This is a genomic window from Thermoanaerobacterium aotearoense, assembly GCF_009905255.1.
Lineage (GTDB): Bacteria > Bacillota > Thermoanaerobacteria > Thermoanaerobacterales > Thermoanaerobacteraceae > Thermoanaerobacterium > Thermoanaerobacterium aotearoense.
In genome coordinates, this window is record NZ_CP047602.1 from 2,394,159 (window position 1) to 2,420,331 (window position 26,173).

General features: G+C 35.1%; 25 protein-coding genes and 1 riboswitch. Of the genes, 5 read left to right on the forward strand and 20 right to left on the reverse strand.

Annotated features, from left to right (window positions below; genetic code table 11):
• Positions 1-18: 18 nt before the first annotated feature.
• From carB to argC, 6 genes are read right to left on the reverse strand one after another with little or no spacing between them, the layout of a single operon-like run.
• Entirely contained in the window at positions 19-3,240 is a 3,222-nt protein-coding gene (gene carB / locus GSH73_RS12005) for a carbamoyl-phosphate synthase (glutamine-hydrolyzing) large subunit (protein WP_014757734.1), read from the reverse strand.
• Positions 3,227-4,297 (reverse strand): glutamine-hydrolyzing carbamoyl-phosphate synthase small subunit, encoded by a 1,071-nt coding sequence (gene carA / locus GSH73_RS12010; protein WP_014757733.1) that lies wholly within the window; start codon positions 4,295-4,297, stop codon positions 3,227-3,229. Before carA ends, carB begins: the two co-directional genes overlap by 14 nt.
• 1 nt (position 4,298) lies before the next feature.
• Complete coding sequence (locus tag GSH73_RS12015; protein ID WP_014757732.1) at positions 4,299-5,483, reverse strand: acetylornithine transaminase; 1,185 nt, start codon at positions 5,481-5,483, stop codon at positions 4,299-4,301.
• Positions 5,470-6,369 carry an acetylglutamate kinase gene (gene argB / locus GSH73_RS12020; protein ID WP_014757731.1) on the reverse strand — a complete coding sequence of 300 codons (900 nt, stop codon included), beginning with the start codon at positions 6,367-6,369 and terminating at the stop codon, positions 5,470-5,472. Before argB ends, GSH73_RS12015 begins: the two co-directional genes overlap by 14 nt.
• On the reverse strand, positions 6,366-7,586 hold the full coding sequence (argJ, locus tag GSH73_RS12025) for a bifunctional ornithine acetyltransferase/N-acetylglutamate synthase (protein ID WP_014757730.1): 1,221 nt from the start codon (positions 7,584-7,586) through the stop codon (positions 6,366-6,368). The genes argB and argJ overlap by 4 nt, the downstream gene beginning before the upstream one ends.
• A gap of 25 nt (positions 7,587-7,611) precedes the next feature.
• Entirely contained in the window at positions 7,612-8,646 is a 1,035-nt protein-coding gene (argC, locus tag GSH73_RS12030; RefSeq protein ID WP_014757729.1) for an N-acetyl-gamma-glutamyl-phosphate reductase, read from the reverse strand.
• Between the two features lie 241 nt (positions 8,647-8,887).
• On the opposite strand from argC, the gene GSH73_RS12035 reads away from it, so the two are divergent.
• Complete coding sequence (locus GSH73_RS12035; RefSeq protein ID WP_014757728.1) at positions 8,888-9,388, forward strand: LiaF transmembrane domain-containing protein; 501 nt, start codon at positions 8,888-8,890, stop codon at positions 9,386-9,388.
• Here the strand turns inward: GSH73_RS12035 and GSH73_RS12040 are convergent.
• From GSH73_RS12040 to GSH73_RS12065, 6 genes are all read right to left on the reverse strand, one after another.
• Positions 9,271-10,065, reverse strand: coding sequence for a hypothetical protein (locus GSH73_RS12040; protein ID WP_014757727.1), 795 nt, complete (start codon positions 10,063-10,065; stop codon positions 9,271-9,273). The genes GSH73_RS12035 and GSH73_RS12040 overlap by 118 nt on opposite strands.
• Positions 10,066-10,278: 213 nt before the next feature.
• A complete protein-coding gene (locus tag GSH73_RS12045) occupies positions 10,279-11,385 on the reverse strand; it encodes a hypothetical protein (RefSeq protein WP_014757726.1) in 1,107 nt (368 codons plus the stop codon).
• Between the two features lie 38 nt (positions 11,386-11,423).
• Positions 11,424-11,984, reverse strand: coding sequence for a hypothetical protein (locus GSH73_RS12050; RefSeq protein ID WP_014757725.1), 561 nt, complete (start codon positions 11,982-11,984; stop codon positions 11,424-11,426).
• A gap of 244 nt (positions 11,985-12,228) precedes the next feature.
• Positions 12,229-12,564: a hypothetical protein gene (locus GSH73_RS12055; protein ID WP_014757724.1), complete on the reverse strand. Its 336-nt coding sequence runs from the start codon at positions 12,562-12,564 to the stop codon at positions 12,229-12,231.
• A gap of 42 nt (positions 12,565-12,606) precedes the next feature.
• Positions 12,607-13,686 carry a hypothetical protein gene (locus tag GSH73_RS12060; protein ID WP_014757723.1) on the reverse strand — a complete coding sequence of 360 codons (1,080 nt, stop codon included), beginning with the start codon at positions 13,684-13,686 and terminating at the stop codon, positions 12,607-12,609.
• Positions 13,687-13,864: 178 nt separating this feature from the next.
• Positions 13,865-17,071 carry a DEAD/DEAH box helicase gene (locus tag GSH73_RS12065; protein ID WP_014757722.1) on the reverse strand — a complete coding sequence of 1,069 codons (3,207 nt, stop codon included), beginning with the start codon at positions 17,069-17,071 and terminating at the stop codon, positions 13,865-13,867.
• A gap of 363 nt (positions 17,072-17,434) precedes the next feature.
• Between GSH73_RS12065 and GSH73_RS12070 the strand changes: the two genes are divergently transcribed.
• Positions 17,435-18,400 carry a phosphodiester glycosidase family protein gene (locus tag GSH73_RS12070; protein WP_233432551.1) on the forward strand — a complete coding sequence of 322 codons (966 nt, stop codon included), beginning with the start codon at positions 17,435-17,437 and terminating at the stop codon, positions 18,398-18,400.
• Between the two features lie 444 nt (positions 18,401-18,844).
• On the opposite strand, the gene GSH73_RS12075 is transcribed toward GSH73_RS12070, so the two are convergent.
• Positions 18,845-19,351, reverse strand: coding sequence for a ferritin-like domain-containing protein (locus GSH73_RS12075; RefSeq protein WP_014757719.1), 507 nt, complete (start codon positions 19,349-19,351; stop codon positions 18,845-18,847).
• A gap of 126 nt (positions 19,352-19,477) precedes the next feature.
• Between GSH73_RS12075 and GSH73_RS12080 the strand changes: the two genes are divergently transcribed.
• Positions 19,478-19,915, forward strand: coding sequence for a CBO0543 family protein (locus GSH73_RS12080; RefSeq protein WP_014757718.1), 438 nt, complete (start codon positions 19,478-19,480; stop codon positions 19,913-19,915).
• Here GSH73_RS12080 and GSH73_RS12085 read toward each other — a convergent pair.
• The 5 genes from GSH73_RS12085 to GSH73_RS12105 all read right to left on the reverse strand — a co-directional run bounded on the left by GSH73_RS12085 (position 19,905) and on the right by GSH73_RS12105 (position 23,347).
• Positions 19,905-20,447, reverse strand: coding sequence for a phosphatase PAP2 family protein (locus GSH73_RS12085; RefSeq protein ID WP_014757717.1), 543 nt, complete (start codon positions 20,445-20,447; stop codon positions 19,905-19,907). The two genes, GSH73_RS12080 and GSH73_RS12085, sit on opposite strands and share 11 nt — an antisense overlap.
• 13 nt (positions 20,448-20,460) lie before the next feature.
• On the reverse strand, positions 20,461-21,576 hold the full coding sequence (locus GSH73_RS12090; RefSeq protein WP_014757716.1) for an MGDG synthase family glycosyltransferase: 1,116 nt from the start codon (positions 21,574-21,576) through the stop codon (positions 20,461-20,463).
• Between the two features lie 200 nt (positions 21,577-21,776).
• Positions 21,777-22,415, reverse strand: coding sequence for an energy-coupled thiamine transporter ThiT (gene thiT, locus GSH73_RS12095; protein WP_014757715.1), 639 nt, complete (start codon positions 22,413-22,415; stop codon positions 21,777-21,779).
• 57 nt (positions 22,416-22,472) lie between these two features.
• Positions 22,473-22,571: riboswitch (TPP riboswitch) on the reverse strand.
• Positions 22,572-22,606: 35 nt separating this feature from the next.
• On the reverse strand, positions 22,607-23,074 hold the full coding sequence (locus tag GSH73_RS12100) for a methylated-DNA--[protein]-cysteine S-methyltransferase (RefSeq protein WP_014757714.1): 468 nt from the start codon (positions 23,072-23,074) through the stop codon (positions 22,607-22,609).
• A gap of 24 nt (positions 23,075-23,098) precedes the next feature.
• Positions 23,099-23,347 carry a hypothetical protein gene (locus GSH73_RS12105; RefSeq protein ID WP_014757713.1) on the reverse strand — a complete coding sequence of 83 codons (249 nt, stop codon included), beginning with the start codon at positions 23,345-23,347 and terminating at the stop codon, positions 23,099-23,101.
• A gap of 141 nt (positions 23,348-23,488) precedes the next feature.
• On the opposite strand from GSH73_RS12105, the gene GSH73_RS12110 reads away from it, so the two are divergent.
• On the forward strand, positions 23,489-23,794 hold the full coding sequence (locus tag GSH73_RS12110) for a hypothetical protein (RefSeq protein WP_014757712.1): 306 nt from the start codon (positions 23,489-23,491) through the stop codon (positions 23,792-23,794).
• A 49-nt stretch (positions 23,795-23,843) separates the two neighbouring features.
• Here GSH73_RS12110 and GSH73_RS13905 read toward each other — a convergent pair whose 3' ends face one another.
• Positions 23,844-24,269: a 4Fe-4S dicluster domain-containing protein gene (locus GSH73_RS13905; RefSeq protein WP_489884365.1), complete on the reverse strand. Its 426-nt coding sequence runs from the start codon at positions 24,267-24,269 to the stop codon at positions 23,844-23,846.
• Positions 24,151-24,984: an aldo/keto reductase gene (locus GSH73_RS12115; RefSeq protein WP_489884366.1), complete on the reverse strand. Its 834-nt coding sequence runs from the start codon at positions 24,982-24,984 to the stop codon at positions 24,151-24,153. Before GSH73_RS12115 ends, GSH73_RS13905 begins: the two co-directional genes overlap by 119 nt.
• Positions 24,985-25,134: 150 nt before the next feature.
• On the opposite strand from GSH73_RS12115, the gene ltaE reads away from it, so the two are divergent.
• Positions 25,135-26,172 (forward strand): low-specificity L-threonine aldolase, encoded by a 1,038-nt coding sequence (gene ltaE, locus GSH73_RS12120; RefSeq protein WP_014757710.1) that lies wholly within the window; start codon positions 25,135-25,137, stop codon positions 26,170-26,172.
• The last annotated feature ends 1 nt before the right edge of the window (position 26,173 follow it).

Consider the following 26,173-nt stretch of genomic DNA (forward strand, 5'->3'; position numbering starts at 1 on the left):
TTCCTTTCCAAGTTAATTTTACAAAGCAGATTTCTTTAAATTTTTAGACTGCAACTCATGATACTCATTTAGCGACAGATAGTTAAGTCCGCTTATTTTCACCTTCTGCACCGCCTGAAGGGCTGCTTTTGCCGTATCAAGGGATGTAAACAGCGGAACCCTGTATTCACATGCAGTTCTCCTCAGTATAAATCCATCATTGTCTACTTTCTTGCCGCGATTCGGTATATTGATGACTAATGAAAAATACCCTTCTTTTAATAGCCTTATGGCATCTTTTATATTCACATGCTTAACACTAATTCCAGCAGAATTAAAATGTCTGGCTGTACCGGATGTGCCAAATAACTCATATCCCGCATCATGATACTTCTTTACCGTACTCATTGCATCGTTTATGCTTCCACTGGCTATAGAAATTAAGACCCTTCCACTGACAGGTATATCTAAGTTAGCTCCTGCCATAGCCTTGTAAAGAGCTCCTTCGTAGCTTAGATCTATGCCCATTATTTCTCCAGTAGATTTCATCTCAGGTCCCAACATCACTTCAACATTAGTAAGCTTCTCTGTTGAAAATACAGGTGCCTTAACGATTGTATGAGCTGTCTTAGGCCATAAAACATCTTCGTAGCCTAAACTCTTTAATGTGTCACCTAACGCGATTTTTACGGCTATGTCTATCATAGGAACTCCTGTTGCCTTACTTATTACAGGAACTGTCCTTGAAGCCCTCGGATTTACTTCTAAAACGTAGACGACGCCATCTTTAACCACAAATTGAATATTGATAAGCCCTTTTACTTTTAAAGCACACGATATTTTCTTTGTATACTCTACAATTGTAGATATTTCATGGTCAGATAGGTTTCTCGCAGGGTACATTGAAAAACTGTCACCAGAATGTACACCTGCTCTTTCTATATGCTCCATTATTCCAGGAATCAAGACATCAGTGCCATCGGATATGGCATCTACTTCAACTTCTCTTCCTTCAATGTACTTGTCGATCAAGACAGGCTTCCCTGGAGATACTTTCATAGCATTGGTAACATAATCTATTATCTCTTGAAGTGTGTTTACTTTTTCCATCGACTGTCCGCCTATTACGTATGAAGGTCTTACTAAGAGAGGAAATCCTATTGTCAGCGCTACATCTTTTGCATCGCCTACTGATAGCGCATATCCACCTTTTGGCTGGTTTATATTCAGCTTTTTAAGAAGCTTAGAAAACTTTTCTCTGTCTTCACTGTCGTCGATGCTTTCAAATGAAGTGCCCAATATATTTACGCCGTTGTCAGACAATCCTTGTGCTAAGTTTATAGCTGTTTGGCCTCCAAACATCACCAAAACGCCAAGTGGCTTTTCTTTTTCGATGATATTCAATACATCTTCCAGCGTCAATGGTTCAAAGTACAGCCTATCGCCTGTATCGAAGTCTGTGCTTACCGTCTCAGGATTGTTATTTATTATGATTGATTTGATTCCCTTGCTTTTAAGAGCCCAAAGTGCTTTTACTGAGCAATAATCAAATTCTACGCCCTGCCCTATTCTAATAGGTCCTGAACCTAAAACTATGACTTTCTTTATGTCGTGATGAATAGGTACTTCATCATTTTCTCCGTACGTTGAATAAATATACTGCGTAACAGATTCAAATTCTGCCGCACAAGTATCAACCATCTTATAAGCAGGTAATATGCCATAACTTTTCCTCAAATTTCTAACATCTTTTTCGTCTATCCCTTTGATATTGGCAATTTCTCTATCTGAAAAGCCCATTCGCTTTGCCTTCCATAAAACCTCTTTTGTCAGGTCGTTTATGAATATCTCTTTTTCCATCTTTACTATATCTAAGAGCTTATTTATAAACCACTTATCTATCTTAGACAGTTCATTTATATGATTCACAGTGACACCGCGGCGAAGTGCCTCAGCTATATAAAATAGCCTCATGTCATTTGGCTTTTTAATGTTATCGATGATCTCCTCATCGCTTAATTTCTTTATGTTTTCATTTGTAAGTCCATAAGCTTTTATCTCTAAAGACCTTACGGCCTTTAGGAGTGATGCTTCAAAGCATCTGTCTATTGCCATCGTCTCTCCTGTAGCTTTCATCTGTGTGCCAATCTTTCTGTCTGTCTCATAAAATTTATCAAATGGCCACCTTGGAATCTTTGTAACAACATAGTCAAGCGATGGCTCAAACAAAGCTGTAGTCTTTCCCGTGACAGGGTTTTTTATCTCATCAAGCGTAAAGCCAACAGCTATTTTAGCAGCTATCTTGGCTATAGGATAACCTGTAGCTTTTGATGCCAAAGCACTTGAGCGGCTAACCCTCGGATTTACCTCTATAACGTAGTACTGATGGCTATTAGGGTCCAACGCAAACTGGACATTGCATCCGCCTTCAATCTTCAATGCCTTTATGATTTTAAGACTGGCAGTCCTCAGCATTTGATACTCGTAATCTGTCAGTGTCTGTGACGGCGCAACAACAATGCTGTCACCCGTGTGGACGCCAACCGGATCAAAGTTTTCCATATTGCATATGGTTATGCAATTGTCGTTGCTGTCCCTCATAACTTCGTATTCTATCTCTTTGTAACCGTAAAGGGATTTTTCTATCAGCACTTCATGTGCCATGCTTTTCTTCAAACCCAAATCAACTATAACCTTAAGTTCATCCACATTGTTTGCTATGCCCCCGCCAGTTCCACCTAATGTAAAGGCAGGCCTGACTATAAGCGGATAGCCGCACTTTTCTGCAAATTTAACCGCATCATCTACATTATTTACGGTTGCGCTTTCTGCTATAGGTTCTCCTATTTCTTCCATCTTCTTCTTAAACAATTCCCTGTCTTCAGCAGTCTTTATTGATTCAATAGAAGTTCCCAATACCTTTAGATTGTATTTATCGATTATTCCGCTTTCTTTAAGCTTTACGACTACATTAAGCCCTGTCTGTCCACCGATTGTCCCTAATATTCCATCTGGCCTTTCTTTTTCTATGATGGCTTCCAACACATCAACTTCCGGATTTTCTATATAGACCACATCGGCGATCTCTGTATCTGTCATTATTGTAGCAGGATTGTTATTCACTAAGATAACTTTTAATCCTTCTTCTTTCAATGATTTGCATGCTTGTGTTCCGGAATAGTCAAACTCTGCAGCTTGACCTATTACGATAGGCCCTGAGCCTATAACAAGCACTTTATTCACTCCTTCATATTTCAGCAAGATAAGACCTCCTTCTATAAACACAAGTTATATCCATAAATTTATCAAAAATGTACATTGAATCATGTGGGCCAGGACACGCTTCTGGATGATATTGTACGGAAAATACCGGCAGGTACTTATGCTTTATTCCTTCCACCGTATTGTCATTTAAGTTTACATGAGTGACCACTATTTCATCGCTATTTATAGAGCTTTCTTCTACAGCGTAGCCATGGTTTTGCGATGTTACAAATGACTTCCCTATCATCAAGTCTTTTACAGGCTGATTTGAGCCTCTGTGTCCAAACTTCATCTTTATGGTATTGCACCCCATAGCAAGTGCAATTATCTGATGTCCTAAACATATACCTAAAACTGGTATCTTACCTATGAAAAACTTCGCCAGTTCTATGGCAGAAGTTGCATCTTTCGGATCTCCCGGACCATTTGAAAAAAATATGGCTTCAGGCTCAATCGCCATTACGTCTTCTACGCAAACATCGTAAGGAAACACGTATACGTCAAATCCTACGTTTCTCAACATGTTCAAAATGTTCTTTTTGGTGCCAAGATCTATAAACGCCAATTTCGGCCCTTCTCCTTGTACGTGATACGGCTTTTTCGTGGACACTTCTTTAAGCAAATCCACTTTTATATCAGGCACTAAAGCGTTGGCATCGTCAGTTATGATGCCTCTCATAGTCCCATTTGATCTCAATTTTTTAGTCAATTCCCTCGTATCGACACCTGCTAATACCGGTATCCCATTTTTGTCGAGATAGTCAATCAATGAAGAATCTGAGAGAAAATTGCTGGGACTATCACAGTACTCTCTTACAACATACCCTCTAATATGCGGCTTTTCCGATTGAAAGTCGTACTTATTGATACCGTAATTTCCAATAAGCGGATATGTCATGACGACGATCTGCCCAGCATAAGACGGATCTGTGATGATTTCCTGATATCCTGTCATGCCTGTATTAAAGACAACTTCCCCAAAACCTTGAAAATTCTTGCTTATAATATTGCCTTCAAAAATGCTGCCATCTTCTAACTTCAAGTACCCTTTCATCTTAAAACCCCATTTCATGTAATACATCATCAAGAATTATCACCGCAGTATCAAGCTCATCAGTAGTGACGATAAGTGGCGGTACAAACCTCAAAACATTATGGTTTACGCAGTTTATGAGAAGACCTTTTTCCAAGGCTTTTAGCACTATCTCACCTGCATCATCCAAATCAACTTCACATCCTATCATGAGGCCTTTTCCTCTTACATCTTTTATGACTTTGTACCTATCTTTTAATCCATTAAGTTTTTCCTTAAAATACTCTCCTTTTTTCACTACATCATCAAGAAAACCTTCCTTTGTAACTTCCTTCATTACTGCAATTCCAGCAGCACATGCAAGTGGATTTCCTCCAAACGTTGATGCATGATCACCAGGTTTAAATACTGCCACATTTTCCTTTGCCACAATTGCACCTATTGGCACACCACCGCCTAATGCCTTTGCCAACGTCATAATATCAGGTTCTATGCCAATATGCTGATATGCAAAGAGTTTTCCAGTACGTCCAATACCTGTCTGGACTTCATCTACAATCAATAGGATGTCATTTTCATCGCATATTTCCCTGACCTTTTTTAAATATTCAAGGCTGCCCTCATGTATGCCGCCTTCCCCTTGTATAATCTCTATCATGATTGCGCATACATCATCATCTAATGCACTGTAAATATCGTCAATGTCATTGTAGTTTACGTACTTAAATCCTTCCAGCAATGGTCCAAAGCCTTTGTGATATTTTATCTGTCCTGTTGCTGTAAGAGCGCCAAACGTCCTGCCGTGAAATGAATTTTTTGCGCTGATAATCTTATACCTTTTATCACCGTATTTGATCGATGCGTATTTTCTTGCAAGCTTTATGGCACCTTCATTAGCTTCTGCACCGCTGTTGGCGAAAAACACCTTGTCACCAAACGAGTTTTCCGCAATGATCTTGGCCAGTTCAATCTGATTTTCGTTCCAGTAAAGATTTGAACAGTGTATCAATGTTTCCGCTTGACTTTTGATGGCATCTACTATTGGTGGGTAGCAGTGCCCAAATGCGTTTACAGCAATGCCTGCTACAAAATCAAGGTACATATTTCCATCTGTATCCCAGACTTTTGTTCCACTGCCTTTTACCAATGTAATAGGATATCGTCCGTAAGTATTCATCACGTACTTTTTGTCATCAGAGATTGTCATCGTCAAAACACTCCTTTCCTATCATAGTGCCAATCCCTTCATCAGTGAAGATCTCTAAAAGAAGCGAATGTGTCAATCTTCCATCGATTATGTGCGCTCTCTTAACTCCATTTTCTACTGCTTGAATGCAGCATTTTAATTTAGGTATCATGCCGCCTGTAATCTTTTCTGTCGCCATAAGCTCTTTAGCCGCATCTAAATCAATTCTCGATATAACGCTGCTTTTGTCATTCACATCTGACAGTATGCCTTCCACATCTGTCAAAAGTATGAATTTCTCAGCTTTTAAAGCTTCAGCTATTCTACCTGCTGCTGTATCAGCATTTACATTGTAAGTCTTTCCATCTTTGCCCACAGCACACGGGGCAATAACCGGTATAAATCCCTTGTCAAGCATCATCTTTATAACATCAATATTGACTTCTTCAATTTTCCCAACAAAACCTATGTCTCCATTTGCAGTATCTTTCTCGGCTACGAGAAGCTTGCCATCTTTTCCGCTTATACCTATAGCCTTGCCGCCTATCTCGTTTAGCATTGAAACTATCTCTTTATTTATCTTGCCTGTAAGAACCATCTCAACTACTTCCATCGTCTTCTCATCTGTAACCCTCAAGCCATTTATAAATTTCGACTCAATATTGAGGCTTTCAAGCATCTTATTTATGTCAGGACCGCCACCGTGTACGACGACTGGATTCAGTCCAACGTACTTTAGCAAAACTATGTCCTGCATTACCATTTTCTTTATTTTACAATCTATCATTGCATTGCCGCCGTATTTTATCACGACAGTAGCACCGGAAAACTTTTTAATATAAGGTAGGGCTTCTATCAATATTTCAGCTTTTGCGATTTCATCGCCGTATTTTTGTCTCTTTATCATGTTCTGTAGCTCCCATTTATCTTCACATAATCGTAGCTTAAATCGCAGCCCCACGCTAAAGCATCATATTTTCCGACATTTAAATCAACTACTATCGAAATCTCTTTTTCGCTTAAAATCTCTTTCGCTTTATCTTCGTTAAAAGGAACGTAACCGCCATTTTCGCAAACTTTTATAATTCCCTTGTTGCTTTTCAAATATATATCAACGGCATCTTGCGAAAAATTAGCTCCTGAATAACCTAAAGCAGCAATGATTCTCCCCCAGTTGGCGTCTTCGCCAAATATAGCCGTCTTAACCAAATTTGAATTTACAATAGATTTAGAAGCAAGTATCGCATCATCTTCCGTAGGCGCATTGACTACACTTACTTCCATGAACTTAGTAGCACCTTCGCCATCTTTTGCTATTTGCTTTGCTAAATGCTTGTTTACGTACAAAAGTGCGTTGTAAAAAATCTCATACTCATGTGTATCTTCCTCTATCGTAGGATTGCCTGCCATACCATTGGCCAGCATTATGACAGTATCATTTGTGCTCATGTCTCCGTCGACTGATATCATGTTGTAGGACCTCTTTACCGTCTCTTTCAACGCCTTATCCAAAGCCTTTTTCGATATATCTGCATCTGTAGTGATAAAAGACAACATAGTAGCCATATTTGGAGAAATCATTCCTGACCCTTTAGCAATGCCGCCTATATAAGCTTCATAGCCTTCTATGTTCAACTTTACAGCGACTTCTTTTGTAAATGTATCTGTGGTAAGAATCGCTTCTGCAGCATCTTTCCCACCATCTTTCGACAGTTCCTGAGAAGCCAACTCTATTCCTTTAGCTACCTTTTCCATGGGCAGTGTCACACCGATAACACCTGTTGAGCAGACAAGCACATCATCTTTATCTATGTTTAATTTCTCTGCCACCATAAAAGCCATAGATGAAGCATCTTCATATCCCTTTTGTCCTGTGCACGCATTGGCATTGCCGCTATTTACGACTATTGCCTGCGCTTCACCGCTTTTTATTTTTTCCATGTCTAAAATCACTGGAGCCGCTTTTACCTTATTTGTAGTAAATGCCGCCGCGGCCTTGGCCTTTTTCTCAGAGTATATTATGGCAAAATCCTTTTTCGCTTTCTTTATGCCTGCAAACACACCCGAGGCTAAAAATCCTTTAGGCGATGTGACATTTCCCTCAATCACCTCAAAATCCTCCATTATCATATCCTCCTTAAGCTTATCATTATGGAAAAACTGGCACCATCTTTAATCCTTTAGCTTCATCGATGCCAAACATTATATTCATATTTTGGACAGCTTGCCCTGATGCACCTTTCACCAAATTATCAATGACAGACATGACTATCAATGTATTAGAATGCCTATCAATTTCTAATCCAATATGGCAAAAATTTGAGCCGTATACGCTTTTTGTAGAAGGGTATTCACTAATATCCAATACTTTCACAAAATATTCATCTTTATAAAACTCCCGGTAAATCTCGTGAATGCTTTCTATCGAAATATCTTTTTTCAATCGGCAATACATAGTGCTTAATATTCCTCTTGTCATAGGCGTCAAATGTGGTGTAAAAATGACTTTTGTATCTTCGTGATTTAACTTTGAAAGCTCTTGCTCTATTTCTGGCATGTGTCTGTGTTTTGCTACATTGTAAGGTTTTATGCTTTCATTGCACTCCGCGTACATATTGCCTTGCTTTGGACTGTGGCCTGCACCAGATACACCAGATTTAGAATCTATTATTATATGATTTTCTATTATTCCGCTTTTTAAAGCCGGCGCCAAACCGAGAATTGCAGATGTAGGATAACAGCCCGGATTTCCCACAACCATCGCATTTTTGATCTCCTGCCTGTGAATTTCTGGAAGCCCATAAACTCTGCTTACGCTTCCGTAATCATCGCTACTTGCCCCATACCATTCCTTGTAAATCTTAAAATCATCAAATCTAAAATCCGCACCAAGATCAATGAGTCTTACCCCACTACTGCATAATTTCTCAACTATATTCATTGCATATCCAGATGGAAGTGCTGCAAATACCACATCACAGCTTTCAACAATGTCGTCAATGTTTAGCTCATGAAGCTCAACATCGCAATATCCCTTCAAAGAATGATACACATCTTCAATTTTTTTGCCATTGAAGTTTTGAGATGACAAATATTTTATCTGGACATCTTCGTGATTTGATAAGATTCGAATGAGTTCTACGCCTGTATAACCTGTAGCTCCTAATATGCCGACCCTCACCATTGAGATCCCACCTTCAATATTTTATATATATTAATTTTAACTTATATTTATGCATTAAACATTAAAAAAATAATGTGAAATATGTATAAATAGTAGTTTATTTTTATATTTATTCACCGTTTTTATTATTATATCACCTTCTGAAATTTTTTCAAGTATTTTTTCGCAAAAATATAGTTAAATTTTCATCCATTTATAGTAAAATATAAATGAAAGCCAAAACTTTTCAGGAGGTTTAATCATGGGAAGAAAAATAATCGGAATTGTACTTATATTGTTAGGACTTATATATCTCAATGACAACCTGGGCTTGCTATCAAGATACGGAATATCATTAGATATGTCTAATATATGGCCTCTTTTTATATTGATACCAGGAATCATGATGGAAGTAAGCTACTTAAAGCAAAGAAAAAATCCTGAAATCTTAGTTCCAGGCGGAATACTTACATCAATGGGCATCATTTTTTACTTTGACATCTTCACAAACTGGATTTACTCTGAATACACATGGCCTCTATACATTCTATCTGTTGCAATAGGTCTTTTTCAGCTTTACATCGTAAGCAGGGATTTTGTACTGATGGGCTTAGTCATGGTAATTACCGCTACTGTAATATTAAGCTATACATCAATTTTGTACAACCAATTCTCCATCGTATGGCTAAACCCAAACTTGATAATCTCGATCATGATAATCTTATCGGGCCTTGCTTTAGTCATAAGGAGCCGGAGAAAGTAGTAGTAGTAAAAAGGCTGTTTTTCACTTGCAGCAATATTATCAATAACTGTGCCTTTCATATTCATTATTTGCCCTTTTTTATCAAGAGTATTTTCGATTTTAGCGGCAATATTTTCATCATCTGAATTAAATCCATTGCCAGTATCTTTTAAGTATTCTATAGATGGGACTGATAGCCTTACTATTTTCCAGCTTCCATCTTCTTTTGTAACAACAATAACACGATAGTTTATACCATTATATAGCCATTTATCTTCTTTATCCACCGTGAAGTTAATTTCAGCGTAAAAAATACGTGTATCGTCCAAATTTAAGTTTTCTCCAGATGAAATACCTGCAGCTACTACACCTACTTCCTTTGGAAGCTCTTTAATTTGAATCAACTTAGCCTCTTTCTCTTTAAAGAATGATTCTGATTTATTACTTGAAAGAAATTGTGTCATGGCTGTGCGATTAGAATTGGTAAAATAGTTCATATACTCATAAGGATCCTGATCGTTAATTGCTTGAATCATCCCTTTAATTACTGCAATAGAGTCATCAAAATTTGTCGTATTGCTCAGACTAACCGATTCTTTTGCGCTTGCTTTCGGTATTGAAGTAAACCCTGTAATCACTATACCTATTAAAAACGTCGTTATAAGCAGTACTGCTGTTAATCTTGTTTGATGTTTCATAAAAGATCTACCTCCCTCATATTTAAGGGGAATATTTCATAATTCTTTTCCTCACCTCCATTTTCTGCATTTCCCCTTCTACTTATATAAAAGCTAAATTTTTCTAAAAATATTCCACATCATAAAAATAATTCTTATCATTTTGCATATTATGCTCTTAACTTCCCATACCTCACCTATTATAAAATTAGGAATTATAAATTTATCTATCAATCAATCCATGCCGTTCACATTTGGAAAATAGACATCATCTTCGCCGATTAAAGTTTTCGCTTTAGGCATATTATATTTTGATGCAACATTTCCTGCCGTATCAATTATTTCAATATCATTTATCGTTCTGTGCATAATCCCTATAAGTTTATCATCCTTCACAGCAAATATATACAATTCTGTCCCTTCATTTTTATGCACTGGTATACTTAAAAACAAAATATCATTATAGCTTCCTAAAACATCTATATATTCAGGGAATTCACTGTTTAATGTTTCAGATGCGTATTTCTTCTGAAGATCAGATATATTATTTATAATTTTATAACCTACTTTTTCGGTATACACTTCTATAGGATTAGCTTGCGTTCTTATGATAAAATTTTCTCCGATAGTAGCCGTACGATTAGCCAATGGCGGAAAGCTTGGTGATAACTCTATACCTTTAATAGGTCCAACCTCTTGCCATTTAATGCTTTCTGATGCGTTATCATATTTTAAAATAAATAATTTTCCGCCACCTAATGTGAAACAAGGATAGAGCATTGCTGCACCATAACTTGTCTTGACTACCGATGTTACTGTTCCGCATTTTGTTGCTTCATATTTTTTGCCATCCTCTCCTTTAAAAGTATGAAGAGGAATCGTTATTTCATTCTCCTCAGTCTTACCGTCTTCTGTTAATGTTAACTTATACCTATTTTCTTCATCGCTTTTTACCAACTTTACGTCTTGTCCCCATATCGTCTTTGGTTGAAAATAAAAATCCGCTTTTTCTACAAAGTCATTAAATTTGTCCGATGCTTCTAAATAAGAAGGCAAAACTACATGATTATGTCCATCCCAAGCTATCGGAAATATCGTATATGATTCTTTATTTACTATCATCTTTTGTGGAATTTTATATAAGTTTTCATTTGTTTCTTTTATTTTATTATTTATCACATTCCAGTAATATATATCCGCCTTAAAGCTTCCAGCATCATCATTTAAAACAACAAATGGCACTTCAGCATTATTTCTCACTGTGTCAGAACAGCCAAAGAGTACAACAGACATAAGTAGCAAAAATATAAAAGCTAATGAAGTTCTAAACGATTTAACCACATCATCTACCTCCCGTATATAGCTTTTCTTAAAAAACTTTATGGTGATGAAGCAATATAACTTATACACCAGCCACCATATAAAGGCGACTTAGAAACTGTAATAAATCTGGTGAAGTACCCTTCCTCAGGAAATTTTTTAATATCATTTGATTTTTGCATATAATAAACGCAGTAAAGCTTAGAATGTTTTTCTACACTTTCACTACCATTCTTTTTCATCGTATCTGGATATACTTCTATTGATTTGATGTCAATTCTCTTTATATTTTTCAAATATTCTATATGTTCATTATACACATAACTGATATCTTCAGATGATTTATTTGCTGCATTATTTAAAAAATTGGAGGCACAAACAACGGCGAGATTATAATTCTTATCATTTATGCTATTATAATAGATATTTATTATTTCTTCCGGAGACGCATTTGAAATTTTAATTTTATCTTCCTTAGTCAGCATATTGAAATACTTTTGCGCTATTGAATTATTTCCCTTTTCTTTAATAACGCTGTTATTGCTTTTAGATGAACATCCGACCACGATAAAGGCAAAAAATATCAAAAAATATAAAACAGTTCTTTTAAAGAATACCACTACTGATCACCTCCATTTCCCGTATTTCCCCTTCTACATATATAGAAGCTAAATTTTTCTAAAAATATTCCACATCATAAAAATTATTTTTATCATTTTCAAATGTTATACTCTTAACCTCCCATGCCTCACCTCTATTATAAAATTAAAAATTATAAATTTTATTAATTATTCCTTAATTTTCTATTACAATCTTGTAACATAAAAAAACATGGCAAATGCCACGATAAATTTAATAATTAGATTATCTTTCATTTTTAACATAATAAATGTCGGGTTTTTTATAATTTACATATACAGTTAAAGACTCTCCTTCTTTATCAACACCTTTTATTATCCAATAAACAGGGCAAGGAGATTTTTCCTTGAGTTTTGGATCATCAAAAAATTTATCCAGATCAACTTCTAAATTTTTAAGCTCTTCTGATTCTACTTTAGTAATTTCCACTTTTTCTTTAGCTATTTTCAAAGCTTCATTATCAGATATTCCGCCTACCACATCTCCCTGTTTTTCTAGATTTGAACATCCTGTAAGAGCCGAAATAAGTAGTATTGTCATTATCCATTTTTTTGATATCATAAATATCACTCCAATATGCTTAAAAAGCATTTAGCAATTTATTTAATCCAAAGTAATCCACTCTGATTTGCACTTTTCTCCTTTGACGTACCACCACAGTATATTGTCTGAAATATTACCACCGCTTGTAATACCTGAATCTTTTAACTTCAATATCTCTCCCTTTTCTATAGAGTAAATGTATAAACCATCACCGTTAGTATTCCATGAAATAAATTTATCATTAAGTGAGCTATTCCAAACGCCTGTCATACCCCAATTTACAATAGTTTTTTCTTCTTTTGTCTTTATATTGTATAATTTTAGAATAGAATCGCCTGAATTCCATACTCCATATGGAAATTTAATTGATGCACCGCTAACTTTTAATCCTTCATCTAATATTCTTTTTTCGTTATTTTTAAGATTTACAAGAACCAATTTCCCATTTCTTGCCAGTGCTTTCATATCGATCTTCCCAATATCATATACAAGCCAATCCCCATCTAATCCTGGCTGCCCGAATTCTCCATCTTCAACATTTAATCTATCAATGATTTTATAAGTATTGTTTTCAATATCGTATAATTTGACAATTGCATTAACAGATTTCTCATCTTTTTCGAAAGCTGTCCATACAATTTTGTCGTTAGATGCAGCTATCAACGCTCCTAACAAAGTAGGCGTTTTTACTTTTGCATTTACAACATTTCCTTTATCAATTTCTATGCGACGATTGTCATCTATATTTTTAGCATACAAAGCCCAATCGCTTTTTGTCATATCGTTGCTGGATTCAACATACACGATCCAATTCCCCATGACTTTTGCATCATAAATATTTTTAGAAATTCCAGCATTAATTTTAAAAATTATTGAGCTGTCACTTGAGGTAACAAAAATGCTGTTGTCAACTTCAGGATTGACCTGCAAAAACACTTTTCTGCCATCATCAAGCACAGCTATTGGATGTGCATTTTCAATCGATGAGGTCTTTTTATCCTCTAACTCATCAAGTATATTACCATTTGTTTTATCAATAATTATATTATCATTGCTTAAGTCTGTATTTGTACTTTTAATACTACAGCCACCAAGTATTAAGATTACGATAATTAATAAACATAGTTTCACTTTATTCATAATAGCCTCCCAGACAAAGTGACTTTTATCAATATAGATTATACTCTTAACCTCCCATGCCTCATCTCTATTATAAAATTTAAAATTATAAATTTTATTAATTATTCCTTAATTTTCTATTACAATCTTGTAACATAAAAAAAGCAACTGCCTTAATCGGCAATTGCAAATCATTAAATCACATTGCAAAAAGCTCTTTTACTTCTTCTTCACTCAACTTAGTTATAAACGTTTCACCTGGATTTATGACAGAATTTATCATCTCTTTTTTCTTCTCTTGCAGCTTTACAATTTTTTCTTCAATTGTACCTTGCGTTATAAGCTTTATGACTTGTACTGTATTAACCTGCCCAATCCTGTGGGCTCTATCTGTCGCTTGATCTTCTATCGCCGGATTCCACCAGGGGTCAAAGTGTATGACAGTATCTGCGCCTACTAAGTTTAGCCCTGTTCCACCTGCTTTCAATGAAATCAAAAACACATCCGAGTCGCCTTTGTTGAAGGCTTTGACTAATTCTCCTCTCTCTTTCGTTTTTGTATCACCGTCTAAATACAAGTATGAAATTTTTTCCCTCTTTAAATTGTCTTCTATAAGCTTAAGCGCTGTCGTAAATTGAGAAAAAATCAGGGCCCTGTGTCCACTTTCTTTTAATTCCTGAATCAGTTCCATCAGAAGCTCCATCTTGCCGCTGGTACCTTTGTAATTTTCTACAAACATTGATGGATGGCAGCATATCTGCCTTAACCTCGTTAAAGCAGTTATTATCTTTATCTGGCTTCTTTCAAAGCCTTTATTTCGTATCTCTTCCTCTATTTCAGTCTTTGCATTCTCCAGGTACGCCATGTAAAGCTCCTTTTGTTCTTTCGTAAGTTCAGCAAATGACGTAGTTTCTATCTTCTGTGGCAGTTCTTTTAAAACATCTTTTTTTAGCCTTCGCAATATAAATGGCCTTATATGTTTGCTTAAGTCATTAAGCGCCTCTTCATTTTTGTATTTCACTATTGGCTTCTCATACTTCTCCACAAATTTTCTGTGAGACAGAAGGTATCCAGGCATTAAGAAGTCAAATATAGACCACAATTCAGTCAGAGAATTTTCTATAGGCGTACCAGTAAGCACAAAATACCCTTTGGCTTTTATCCTTTTAACAGATTCTGCATTCTGAGACTTTGGATTTTTTATATGCTGTGCTTCATCCAAAATGCAATAGCTAAATTCAATATCTTCATAGCTTTCTATATCCCTTCTAATCAATGGATATGAAGTTATGACTACGTCAGACTCCTCTATGCTTTTAATAAGGCTTCCCCTTTCGCTTTTGTTGCCAGATACCACTAAAGTCTTAAGACTCGGTGCAAACTTTTGTATTTCACTTTCCCAATTGTAGATAAGAGTCGTAGGACAGATGACTATTGCCGGTTCCTTATGCTTTTCTTTTTCATCCAACAAAAATGCTATAGTCTGTATCGTCTTTCCTAATCCCATGTCATCTGCCAGTATTCCACCGAATCCATATGATGACAATGTTTTAAGCCATTTAAACCCGACTTCCTGATATTTTCGCAGGACACCATTTAACTTCTCAGGCACTTCAAATTCAGCATCCATTGGATTTTTTATGGCTTTAACTAAGCTATCTAATTTTTCATCCTTATCAATCTTTAATCTGTCACTTTCAAGTTTTTCATCAATATAAAGCGCTTTATATTTTGGAATCTTTACAATTTCTTTCTTTAAATCCTTGCTGCTTAAGTCCAATGAATTAATGAAATTTGCTATTTTTACCAATTCATCATCAATAGGCAAAAAAGATCCATCAGGCAACTTGAAAAATTTCTTCTTCATTTTTATCGAATCAAATATCTTTGGAATGAGATCTCTATCTATATCGTCAATAGAAAAGCTAAATTCCAACAAATCGTCGTCTTGAATCCTAATGCTGCTGCTATACGATCTTTTGTAGAATTTCATCCTTTTAAATGATTCAGAATAGTACACATCAGCATATTTTTGAAGCACAGGCAAATAATTTGACACAAAGTTAAATATAGAATCTTCATCATCTAAGTAAACCGATTTATCTTTTACCTTAAATTCACACTTTTCAAAGATATCCAATATACGTTTTTCTGCAGCTTCATCCCTAATTAAAATGCAGTCACGCTTTATTTTCGTCTTTCCATCATCGTACAGATTTATGTTGTACTCACCGTAAGTAAAATTTATATCAGCGGTTATTCTTTCTCCTTCTTTATCAAGGTAAATCTTCGTAACAAGTGGCTCACTATAAAATTCCGATTTCACATCATCATCAATCGCGATGCTTCCTGCTTTATCTATATTTGGAAGTATTACTTCTGCAAACCTCTGCTTATCCTTCTCAGTAAATACAACGCTATTGGTGTTATTAGTAATGTATACATTGTAAAATGGCGCTAAAGCAAAACGCTGCTTATCAGAAACCTTGTATATTTTTCCATCATACACAAAAAAATTACCTCTGCTGTCTAACGCCTTTACTTTTTCAATTCCCTCAATGGTAAGCCTAAGGTTTTTCTCGTTATTTCCTTTCTCAAGTTTGAAATTAATAGGAAGATCATCAAAAACTACATCCACATCGTAATAGGTTTTCCCATCCAAAACTAAATTAAAGTGACTTCCCTTCATCACTTCAATAAATTTCTCCAAATTTGATGGCGTAAGCCTTACATACTTTCCGGAAACAACTGAATCAACTCTGTAATATGAATTTTCGGTATTGATTTTGTCAATCTCATATATCTCTCTCAAGAACTTTATAAGCTTCATATCTTCTTCTTTAAATGTATTTACGCTTGGATCAAACGAAAAACCTTTGCCAAATTCTACAACCATTCCTTCATCAATATCGTCAAAAAACTTCTTTATGCTTTTAACTACGTACAATTTGTCAATGCCCATTTTAAGGCTTAAAGATGTATTAAATTGATTAAATTGATAAGATTCTAATGTAACCTCTATATTAACAGGCTGCTTTAATTCGTCAGGTATGTATTCCCTTTTTTCAAATTCTTCAAATAAATCATAAGCAACTTTGTTTTTTAGATTGTCCTCTATCTCAGCTTGATTATTTTTTATATACATTAAAACTGCTGCAATGTGTTTGCAATCACCGTCGTATCTAGATTTTGCTGGACATGTACAGCTTGTGTACAACTCACCGTGATACTTTTGTATCATCACCCTGTACAAAGATGTGCCCATCACAAAAGCTTGAAATACAGTGCCAGCTTTGTTGTATGTAAAATTGTGTATCCTACCTGCCAAATAATATTCAATGCCTCTTTTATAGACACTATCATTTTCACACCTTTTTTTAATTTCCGTATCAGTTAACTGAATCATAACTACCATCCCAATCAATATAACTTTTGTTATTAATAATTATATCAAACAAATGTTTAAGCCGACACTATATAATTACAAATATATATTAAGCTAAAATGAGATTTTTTACAATACATGACAATACTTTTAGCAAATAATAGGCAACACTATGTTATTTAATATAATGCGGTTTACCTATAAAGTCAATATATTTTTTGAAAATTTTTTAAATTCCTGTTGATACCTGAATATTTTTTATGCTAATATATTACAGAGGATACTATGAATAACTACCATGTACAACATGGGACACCCAAAAAACTTAAACTAAAAATAAATGCCGTTTATAAATGAAAGGAATGAAAGTTATCTATGAGAAATATGATTTTGACGAAAAGAATTATTGTATATTTAGTTTTTGAATTCATATTATCAATTATTGTAATTCCTGTATTGATATTTTATGGGCCATTCGCAAATATAAGAAATACATTAGTTACATCTGCAATGACAACTTTTAGTCATAAATATATAGTTACATTATTCTTGCCTCAGAGTAAAATAGATGAAATCATGAAAAATTCTAATAATATCGCTACAGGCAGTAGCAATAAAAATATATTAAATTTTACAAATTCTCATGATAACACAATTGAAGTATACGACATATCAAGTAATAGATTTAAAGGCAAAGTAATATTAATACATGATCCAACAAGAATACAAGTTGGTGTATCAAGCAAATTGCCTAAAGAAGGGGAAACAGTAAGTACGATCGCTAAAGAAAACAATGCTGTAGTTGCAATTAATGCAGGTGGTTTTATCGGATATGTAAATGGAGCATGGACAGGCAGTGGTGGAATACCAGGCGGCATTATTATTCATAATGGGAAAATTTTATATGATAATGCATATAGTACAGATGGCAAAATAGATCTTATAGGATTTACCGATGATGGTAAATTACTTGTTGGTAAATACACCTTAGATGAAATAAAAAATGCTGGAATAAAAGAAGGAGTTAGTTTTAGACCTGCACTTATTATTAATGGAGAACCTATGATTAAAAAAGGCGATGGTGGATGGGGTTCAACATCAAGAACAGCTATAGGGCAAAGAAAAGATGGTACAGTAATATTCTTAGTAATTGATGGAACGTTTATTAGGGGTTTAACTGGTGCAACTTTAAAAGATGTTCAGAATATAATGCTAGATTATGGAGCGGTTAATGCCGCAAACCTTGATGGTGGTTCTTCAACAACACTCTATTATAAAGGAAAAGTAATAAATAATCCAATAAATCCACTTGGTGAAAGAATGGTTCCAACAATCTTTTATGCCAAGTAAGTAATTATTATGGTTAAAATTTTTATGAAAAATAGAATTATAAGCATCTAACTATATGTAAAAGAGATAATTTACGCATTGCTAAACTTAACTATTACTTAGCCAAACAAGTGGTAATTGAATGGTTTAAACATTTTTTGTGTATAAAAAACTCTGATCAGACCATGGATTAAATAAAACTTAACAAAAATAAAACTTAACAATAAAAAATACACCCACGATTTAGACAAAAGGTCTAATATCAAGGGTGCATTTTTTATTGATAGAATTGAATAAGAAATATCACCTGAATATTTTGCGTATATAGTTAAATATCCCCGAACCCACAACATGTGTCAATTTTACAAAGATTATTATAAAACTTAAAATCAAAATACATCCTACAATTGCAGTTAGCATAACAACACCTCATATACTTTTATTTACATCAAATTTTTTAAGTCTCTATATCGTTTTTATCATATTGCTTAGATCTATGAAGTGCTTTATCTCTTCATTTAATAATGTGATTGCAACTTTTTTCGTAGAGTCAAATTTAGCATCTTTGACTATTTCATCGTAAAATATTATAGAATCTTTTTCCGCTCTTATTGCCAATTCTACAGCTTCTTCAAATTTATTTATCCCTTGCAAAACTTCGTCAACAGCATCTTTCGATGGAAATACAGATGTATTGTAAAGCAACGTTAAATAAATAGATGCCTCCATATCAAAGTACAGGCTATCATCGCCTTTTTTCTCGTTTAAAAGCTTATTATAAAGTTCTTCAAATCTGGACTTATGTATAATTTCTTCTTGTGCCATGTCATCAAAAAACTTTCTCAATTTCTCATCGCCGGAGAATTTCTCCGAAGCCTTTGTATAAAATTCGTATCCTCTTTCTTCTATATCTATAGCAAGTTTCACCACTTCTAAGTCAGTCAAATATTTTTTCTCAATATCATTTAACATAACAACACCTCCCGAAAATTATTATCCTCTACTAACCATTTTATCATTACAAAATTTTCTAGTCAATCATCTTTAAAAGCCAAAATAATTTTTCCCATAGAGGACAAAATAACTTAAGGTGATGCTATGTGGTACATAATTTTTTCAATTTTTACAGTGAGTATATCGCTTTTTTTGATAGATAGAAAAAAGTTAAAAGTGCTGATACCTGCTTATCTGCTTTCATCTGTGATAGGCTTCTCTTTGGATGTGATATTTGACTTTACTTTGAAATACTATTATTACATTGATGCACCTATTCCAAATGGCATTCTGTCATTTCTGATGGAGACATTTATAGGCCCACCTTATGGCATGATTTTTATACAATACTTGCCAAAAGGGAAATTGCGCTACACCATATATATGGCTGCATGGATACTATTTCTGACTGCCATTGAAGCAGTATTTCACATAAACAGGCTTCTCATTTACAACAGATGGAATTACTTTTTCTCAGTCATAACGTACATCTTCACATTGTTAGCTATAACTCTTCAATACAAGTATCTTTTTAAAGAATAGGCAGCATCAAGCCATACATGTGCGTTATATATGAAAATAGGATACCAACGGTAGAGCCTATTATGACATCTGAAGGATAATGCAGTCCCATGTAGATTCTCGAAAGGCTTACTAAAATAGCCAAACTTACTAAGACAATAGTCAAATCAGGAAAGAAAAATGAAAAAGAAACAGCCAACGAAAATATAGCCGTAGCATGACCTGATGGGAAGGAATAATCCCTCAACAAGTACTTGAATGTATTGGCTTCAGGCAATACCATGTATGGCCTTGGCCTCGTGCATATTCTCTTTAAAACTTGCACAACCAAATGACTACTTGTCAAAGTAGTAAGAGCTTGAATAGCCGAAATCTTAACGCTATTTTTCCCAAACAAAATTAATAGCAAGCAAGACAAAATCGTAAAATACGGTCCTCCTATATGGGTTATTTTAGGCATGATCTTATCAAGAGTTTTGCATTTTATCCTTTCATTCAAAAGAAAAAATACATTTCTGTCCTCCGCAATGATCAATCTCTTCACTCCCGACACAAATGAAACCTCCTTACACCTTTAAAGCATCATTTTTTATATGATTTATAACTACGTTGCACACCTTGTCTGCTGAATTGTATATGCCGATTTCCTCCATGCGCTCTTTCATCTCATCTATCTTTTTCTTGTCAGACAAGAGATCTAATATCTTTTTATCTAATTTCTCTATGTCTTTAATTCTCAAGGCAATCCTCTTTTTAAGCAAAAATTCGAGATTTCTCTCTTCTTGTCCCGGTATAGGATCAAAAATTATCATAGGCAATCTCTTGATTATGGCTTCAGTGACAGTAAGGCCGCCGCTTTTAGTCACTAAGACGTCAGCAGCCTCCATAAATTCATGCACGTTGTCTACATGACCATACACAAATACATTATCGTCTGATATCTCCTCTATTTTAGCCTTTAAATTCTTATTTAAGCCACATATTACAGCAATCTGCAAATCTTTATGCCTCTGTATAACATTGACGGCTTTTTTTATGTTTCCGAGTCCAAGCCCACCGCCCATCACCATCACCAATGGCCTATCTACCTCAAAACCCAATTTTCGTCTTATCTCATTTTTATCTTTTTTGACGTAAAATTCTTCATCAATAGGTATGCCAGTCACATTTATCTTGTCATCAGAAACACCCATCAAATTCATCTGACTTTTCATCTCTTGAGAACCGACAAAATACCCGTCTATCTGGTGATGTATCCAATACGCATGGACATCATAATCAGTCAATATAGCGAATATTGGAATATTTAGATCTCTCTTTATATGAGACAGAATAGAGCAAGAAAACGGATGGGTGCATATTACAGCATTAGGCTTTAAGTTTAATACGTAATCTTTTATAAATGTATAAACGGATATGCCTACCAGCTTATTTATGCGCCTTTCTATCTTGTCCCTTTCCATCTCATAGAGATAACCCCACAGTTCAGGCGTCAATTTCAGCGTCTTTAGGTAAATCCTCGTCGTCAGATAAGACAAGCTTGGAAACTTCTCTCCAAGTGGATTTTCAACAAAAGCTTCAACTCCATCCATTTTTTCAAAGGCTTTTTTTAAAGCCGTCGCTGTCCTTTTGTGTCCAGTTCCTATATCTTCATAAAGTATTAAAATCTTTATTTTATCCATCAGAAAGACCCTCACAATCACTATATTGATTATCGCATTTAAACATTAAATTTAAATTAAATTTGTATTAAAAATGCGTTAAAATCTATCCACCAATATAGTTTATTTTTATTTGCTATCTAATATTATACCATCAAAATCAATTTATTGTATAAAATTTATAAAAACCCTCTTAGTCAAAAAGAGGGCTTTAATAAATTTTACGCTAAAGCTTTTTTCTTTATCATCTCAATTGCATTTCTAACTTGTGGAATAATAGAAACCACAAAGCAGATCAAAACCTCCACACCCACCAATATTCCATTTACAAGAAGCGAGTAGACGACAGGATTCATCCCTTTTGGTGCATAGCTGGCAAAGAAGAAGACACCTGATAGAAAATGTGAAAAAAACCTGCCAAACCCGCCAACCAAAACGCCAATGCTTAAGTTTTTCTTGAAAAACCCCGCAAGCCCTAAGGCTCCAAATGCTAATGGATAATCCAAGAGAAGCTGTATCCAATGCACAACATAAGGATCTTGTATTAGCTGAAGCATTCCATAAGCCATTCCCACCGCTATGCCTGGACCTGCTCCATAATAATATGCAAAGACAAACAGCGGAAGCATGCTGGCTGGCGTTATAGAGCCACCTTGAGGCCAATGGTAAAACCTTATATACGACAAGACAAATGATATAGCTATTGCTAATCCTCCATACACAAGCATCTTTGCGTTAAATTTCACGCTATTTCTCAGGATGTAAAACAAAAACACAGCAAATAAAATCGCGATGATGATGGAAAGTGTGGCAGGCTTTATCTTTGTGAAATCTGAAAAAATGCTTACAATGTAGGACATGAAAATAACCTCCTTTTGAGGCTATGTACCGCTTAAAACAAAAAAACCGCACACTGATGCGGTCTTTTGCCGCATTCCCTTCGTAGGCATTAACCTAATCAGGTTCTAGGGGTTTGGCATCTGCCATCTCAGCTAAAAGCACCCCCAGCGGACATAGTCTTTTGATTAATTTATACTATATTATAATGAAATTACTTTTTAAATGCAATACCTTCATGTTGAAGCAACAATGATTTTACATTAAGTCCTCCTGCAAAGCCCTTTAGCGTCATATCCGAGCCGATGACCCTATGACACGGTATGATAATCGGGATCGGATTTTTATTAAGGGCATTTCCTACAGCCCTTGATGCATTTGGCTTTCCTATTCTCCTTGCAATCTCACCGTATGTAGCGTAAAAACCATACGGTATCTTCATAAGCTCTCGCCAAACAGATTTTTGAAAGTCTGTCCCTTGTAAGTCTAACTTTACATTAAATTCTTTCAAGCGACCTTCAAAGTACAATCTAAGCTGTTCTTTGCAATCTGCAATAAGCGAATTTGTACCCATTAAACATTGTAAATGTTCTTCATTGGGAAAATCTATCCTCGTTATGCCATCTTCGCTTGAATATATTCTTAGCGTTCCAATGGGTGTATCTAAGTCATCCCGCAGCACATTACCACATCCTGATACATTTTGCTATTTAACGATAACTTCTTCTTCGACTTCATCTTCAACTTCAAAATCTTCATTAGATTCGTAAGAAGACTCACTTGATCCTGACTTGCCTGAAGCTGCTATTTTTGCTAAGCTTTTTTCTATTGAATCAATCTTTTTCATCTTTTTCATTGTATAAACTATGTAAAATACCAAAAAGATAACTGAAACAATCGGTGTTGCTAATGCTACAAAGTACTGCAGAAATAGCATAAATCCGCTTTGAACCATCCTTGACACTCCCTTCTAAATAAGATATTCACTATTTATTATTTCACAAGTAAACCGTCAAAGCAAGTATTATAAAAAATATTATAAGTTGCTTTTTTATTCAACAAATTTTAAAATAAAATCAAGAAAGGGTGTAATAAGATGAATTGGCTAGGTATTGTATTAGTAATTGCCGGTGTCATTTATTTGATGTATTCCATATTAAATAAAGATAAAGTTACTTACTATACGAGAAAAGCAAAAATAAGGCTTTTAAAATCAGATGAATTCTTGAAGTTGCAGCTTAAGTTTTCCATAATTAATTCCATATATCTTGTGATCTTTGGAATACTCATAATAGTATTTAATTTAAATAGCATATTTATCGTGGCGTCAGGTGTGATATTCTACTTCATAAACTTTTTGCTATTTTTAGAAGCCAAGAAAAAGGGATACGTTGACTACTAAAAGTAAAGCCATATTGGTGAAACTTAGGTTTCATCAATATGGCTTATTTTTAAACTGCTTCTTTAAAATATCTTCTTACATCCTTTAAATATTCAATTATCGTCAAGTGCTGAGGGCACTTAGTCTCGCACTCTCCGCACTCTATGCAAGAACTTGCTTTTCCTTCATTTAAGCTATTATAATTTCTAAGTGCTTCATTGTAGTTATTGTACATGTGGGCTTCATTGTATATGGCAAAATTCTTCGGTATATTCACACCGTTTGGACACGGCATACAATAATTGCAGGCAGTGCATCCTACAGGCGAAAGCTTATTATAAGTTTCTCTTACCTTATCCACAAGTTTTACCTCATCATCAGTTAAGCCATTCGCTTTTGATCTTGAAGCACTTTCTATATTTTGTTTCACTTGCTCCATCGTGCTCATTCCACTTAATACAAGCGATACCTCTGGATGGTTCCAAACCCATTGCAAAGCCCATTCTGCAGGTGTCCTTTTTTACACTTGCACTGTTCCAAAGCTCTTTTATAGCTTGTGGCGGATCGCCAGCCAACTTTCCTCCTCTTATAGGCTCCATGACAATTACAGCTAAACCTTTTGATGCTGCATATTTAAGCCCTTTTAAGCCTGCTTGGTTTTCTATATCCATGTAGTTGTACTGTATCTGGCAAAAATCCCATTTATCATAATCATCGATTATGTTTTTAAATACATCGTACTCATCATGGAAAGAAAAACCTATGAATTTGACTTTGCCTTCTCTTTTAACTTTTTCCATCCAGTTGAACACATCAAGTCTTTTGTACTTTTCCCACCTGTCTTTATCCAATGCATGGAGAAGGTAGAAATCTATGTAGTCAACATCCAGCTTTTTCAGTTGTTCATTTAAATATTTATCCATGTCTTCCTTTTCATTAATGAGCCATGACGGAAGTTTCGTGGCTAAATACGTCTTTTCCCTGTATCCGTCTTTCAAAGCTTTGCCTACCACGATTTCGCTTTGCCCACTGTGATATGGATATGCAGTGTCAACATAGTTAACGCCATTATCAATGGCATATCTTATCATTTTTATGGCTTCTTCTTCATCAATCTTGCTGTTGTCTCCGCCTATTGTAGGCAATCTCATTGCGCCAAATCCAAGTGCTGAAACTTTAACACCTGTATTGCCAAACTTTCTGTACTGCATACAACCCCTCCGTATCTCAAATTTTAAATTTCTTATTTGATTATAGCACCATTGCTTTAAATAACAAAATCCGCAAAACTCCGCCTATTGCTTTAGTTTTTCAACAATGTTAATCTTAAATTAGTCTAATAGATTTGGAGGTAATATTTCATGGAATACATAGATTTAAGAAGCGACACAGTCACGCTGCCAACTCAAGAAATGAGAGATGCAATGTATAAAGCTTTAGTAGGCGATGACGTTTATGGCGAAGACCCTACAGTCAAAGAACTTGAAGAAATGGCTGCAGATATTATGGGAAAAGAAGATGCAATGTTTGTGACAAGCGGAACACAAGGTAACCAGGTATCTGTCATGACACATACCCATCATGGAGATGAAATAATACTGGAAGAAAAATGCCATATAATTACGTACGAAGTAGGCGGTATAGGGTACTTATCAGGAGTTCAAGCTAAAACTATACGTGGAATAAACGGCATCATGGATCCTAAAGATGTTTTGAGCTCCATTAGAACAGATGATATCCATTTTCCAAAGACAAGTCTTATATGCCTGGAAAATACTCACAATAGGGCAGGTGGTACAGTAATACCTTTAAGCAATATGAAAGAGATCTATGAAATCGCAAAAGCACACAATATACCTGTTCATTTAGACGGGGCAAGGATTTTTAATGCAGCCACATACCTAAATGTTGACGTAAAAGAAATATCAAGATACGCTGACAGCGTAATGTTTTGTTTGTCAAAAGGACTTTGCGCACCTGTAGGATCTATTGTGGCAGGCAGCAAAGAGTTCATCAAAAAGGCCAGAAAGTACCGCAAAATGTTAGGAGGCGGTTTAAGGCAAGCAGGAATTTTAGCTGCAGCAGGAATTGTTGCACTTGAAAAAATGACGAAAAGATTAGCTGAAGACCACGAAAATGCAAGGCTTTTAGCAGAAGGCTTAAACAACATAAAAGGCATAAACGTAGACATGTCAACAGTGCAGACAAATATCGTCATGTCTGACATATCTGCAACAGGTCTTACAGGAGCACAATTATCCTCAAAACTTTTAGATTATGGGATTAAGGTAAACGGCGGCAACGACTACACTGTAAGATTTGTAACACATTATTACATCAAAAAAGACCATATTGACAAAGTCCTTCACGCCATAAGTGCAATATTAAAAGAGCAATAAT

Bases quoted from the DNA above. Each gene is read 5' to 3' on its own strand.
- GSH73_RS12080 (WP_014757718.1), top strand. From the start codon at position 19,478: ATGTGGTACATAATTTTTTCAATTTTTACAGTGAGTATATCGCTTTTT.
- GSH73_RS12090 (WP_014757716.1), bottom strand. From the start codon at position 21,576: ATGGATAAAATAAAGATTTTAATACTTTATGAAGATATAGGAACTGGA.
- GSH73_RS12105 (WP_014757713.1), bottom strand. From the start codon at position 23,347: ATGGTTCAAAGCGGATTTATGCTATTTCTGCAGTACTTTGTAGCATTA.
- GSH73_RS12055 (WP_014757724.1), bottom strand. From the start codon at position 12,564: ATGATATCAAAAAAATGGATAATGACAATACTACTTATTTCGGCTCTT.
- GSH73_RS12070 (WP_233432551.1), top strand. From the start codon at position 17,435: ATGATTTTGACGAAAAGAATTATTGTATATTTAGTTTTTGAATTCATA.
- GSH73_RS12065 (WP_014757722.1), bottom strand. From the start codon at position 17,071: ATGATTCAGTTAACTGATACGGAAATTAAAAAAAGGTGTGAAAATGAT.
- argJ (WP_014757730.1), bottom strand. From the start codon at position 7,586: ATGGAGGATTTTGAGGTGATTGAGGGAAATGTCACATCGCCTAAAGGA.
- GSH73_RS12035 (WP_014757728.1), top strand. From the start codon at position 8,888: ATGGGAAGAAAAATAATCGGAATTGTACTTATATTGTTAGGACTTATA.
- GSH73_RS12075 (WP_014757719.1), bottom strand. From the start codon at position 19,351: ATGTTAAATGATATTGAGAAAAAATATTTGACTGACTTAGAAGTGGTG.
- argB (WP_014757731.1), bottom strand. From the start codon at position 6,369: ATGATAAAGAGACAAAAATACGGCGATGAAATCGCAAAAGCTGAAATA.
- GSH73_RS12015 (WP_014757732.1), bottom strand. From the start codon at position 5,483: ATGACAATCTCTGATGACAAAAAGTACGTGATGAATACTTACGGACGA.
- GSH73_RS12110 (WP_014757712.1), top strand. From the start codon at position 23,489: ATGAATTGGCTAGGTATTGTATTAGTAATTGCCGGTGTCATTTATTTG.
- thiT (WP_014757715.1), bottom strand. From the start codon at position 22,415: ATGTCCTACATTGTAAGCATTTTTTCAGATTTCACAAAGATAAAGCCT.
- GSH73_RS12060 (WP_014757723.1), bottom strand. From the start codon at position 13,686: ATGAATAAAGTGAAACTATGTTTATTAATTATCGTAATCTTAATACTT.
- carA (WP_014757733.1), bottom strand. From the start codon at position 4,297: ATGAAAGGGTACTTGAAGTTAGAAGATGGCAGCATTTTTGAAGGCAAT.
- GSH73_RS12115 (WP_489884366.1), bottom strand. From the start codon at position 24,984: ATGCAGTACAGAAAGTTTGGCAATACAGGTGTTAAAGTTTCAGCACTT.
- GSH73_RS12040 (WP_014757727.1), bottom strand. From the start codon at position 10,065: ATGAAACATCAAACAAGATTAACAGCAGTACTGCTTATAACGACGTTT.
- ltaE (WP_014757710.1), top strand. From the start codon at position 25,135: ATGGAATACATAGATTTAAGAAGCGACACAGTCACGCTGCCAACTCAA.
- argC (WP_014757729.1), bottom strand. From the start codon at position 8,646: ATGGTGAGGGTCGGCATATTAGGAGCTACAGGTTATACAGGCGTAGAA.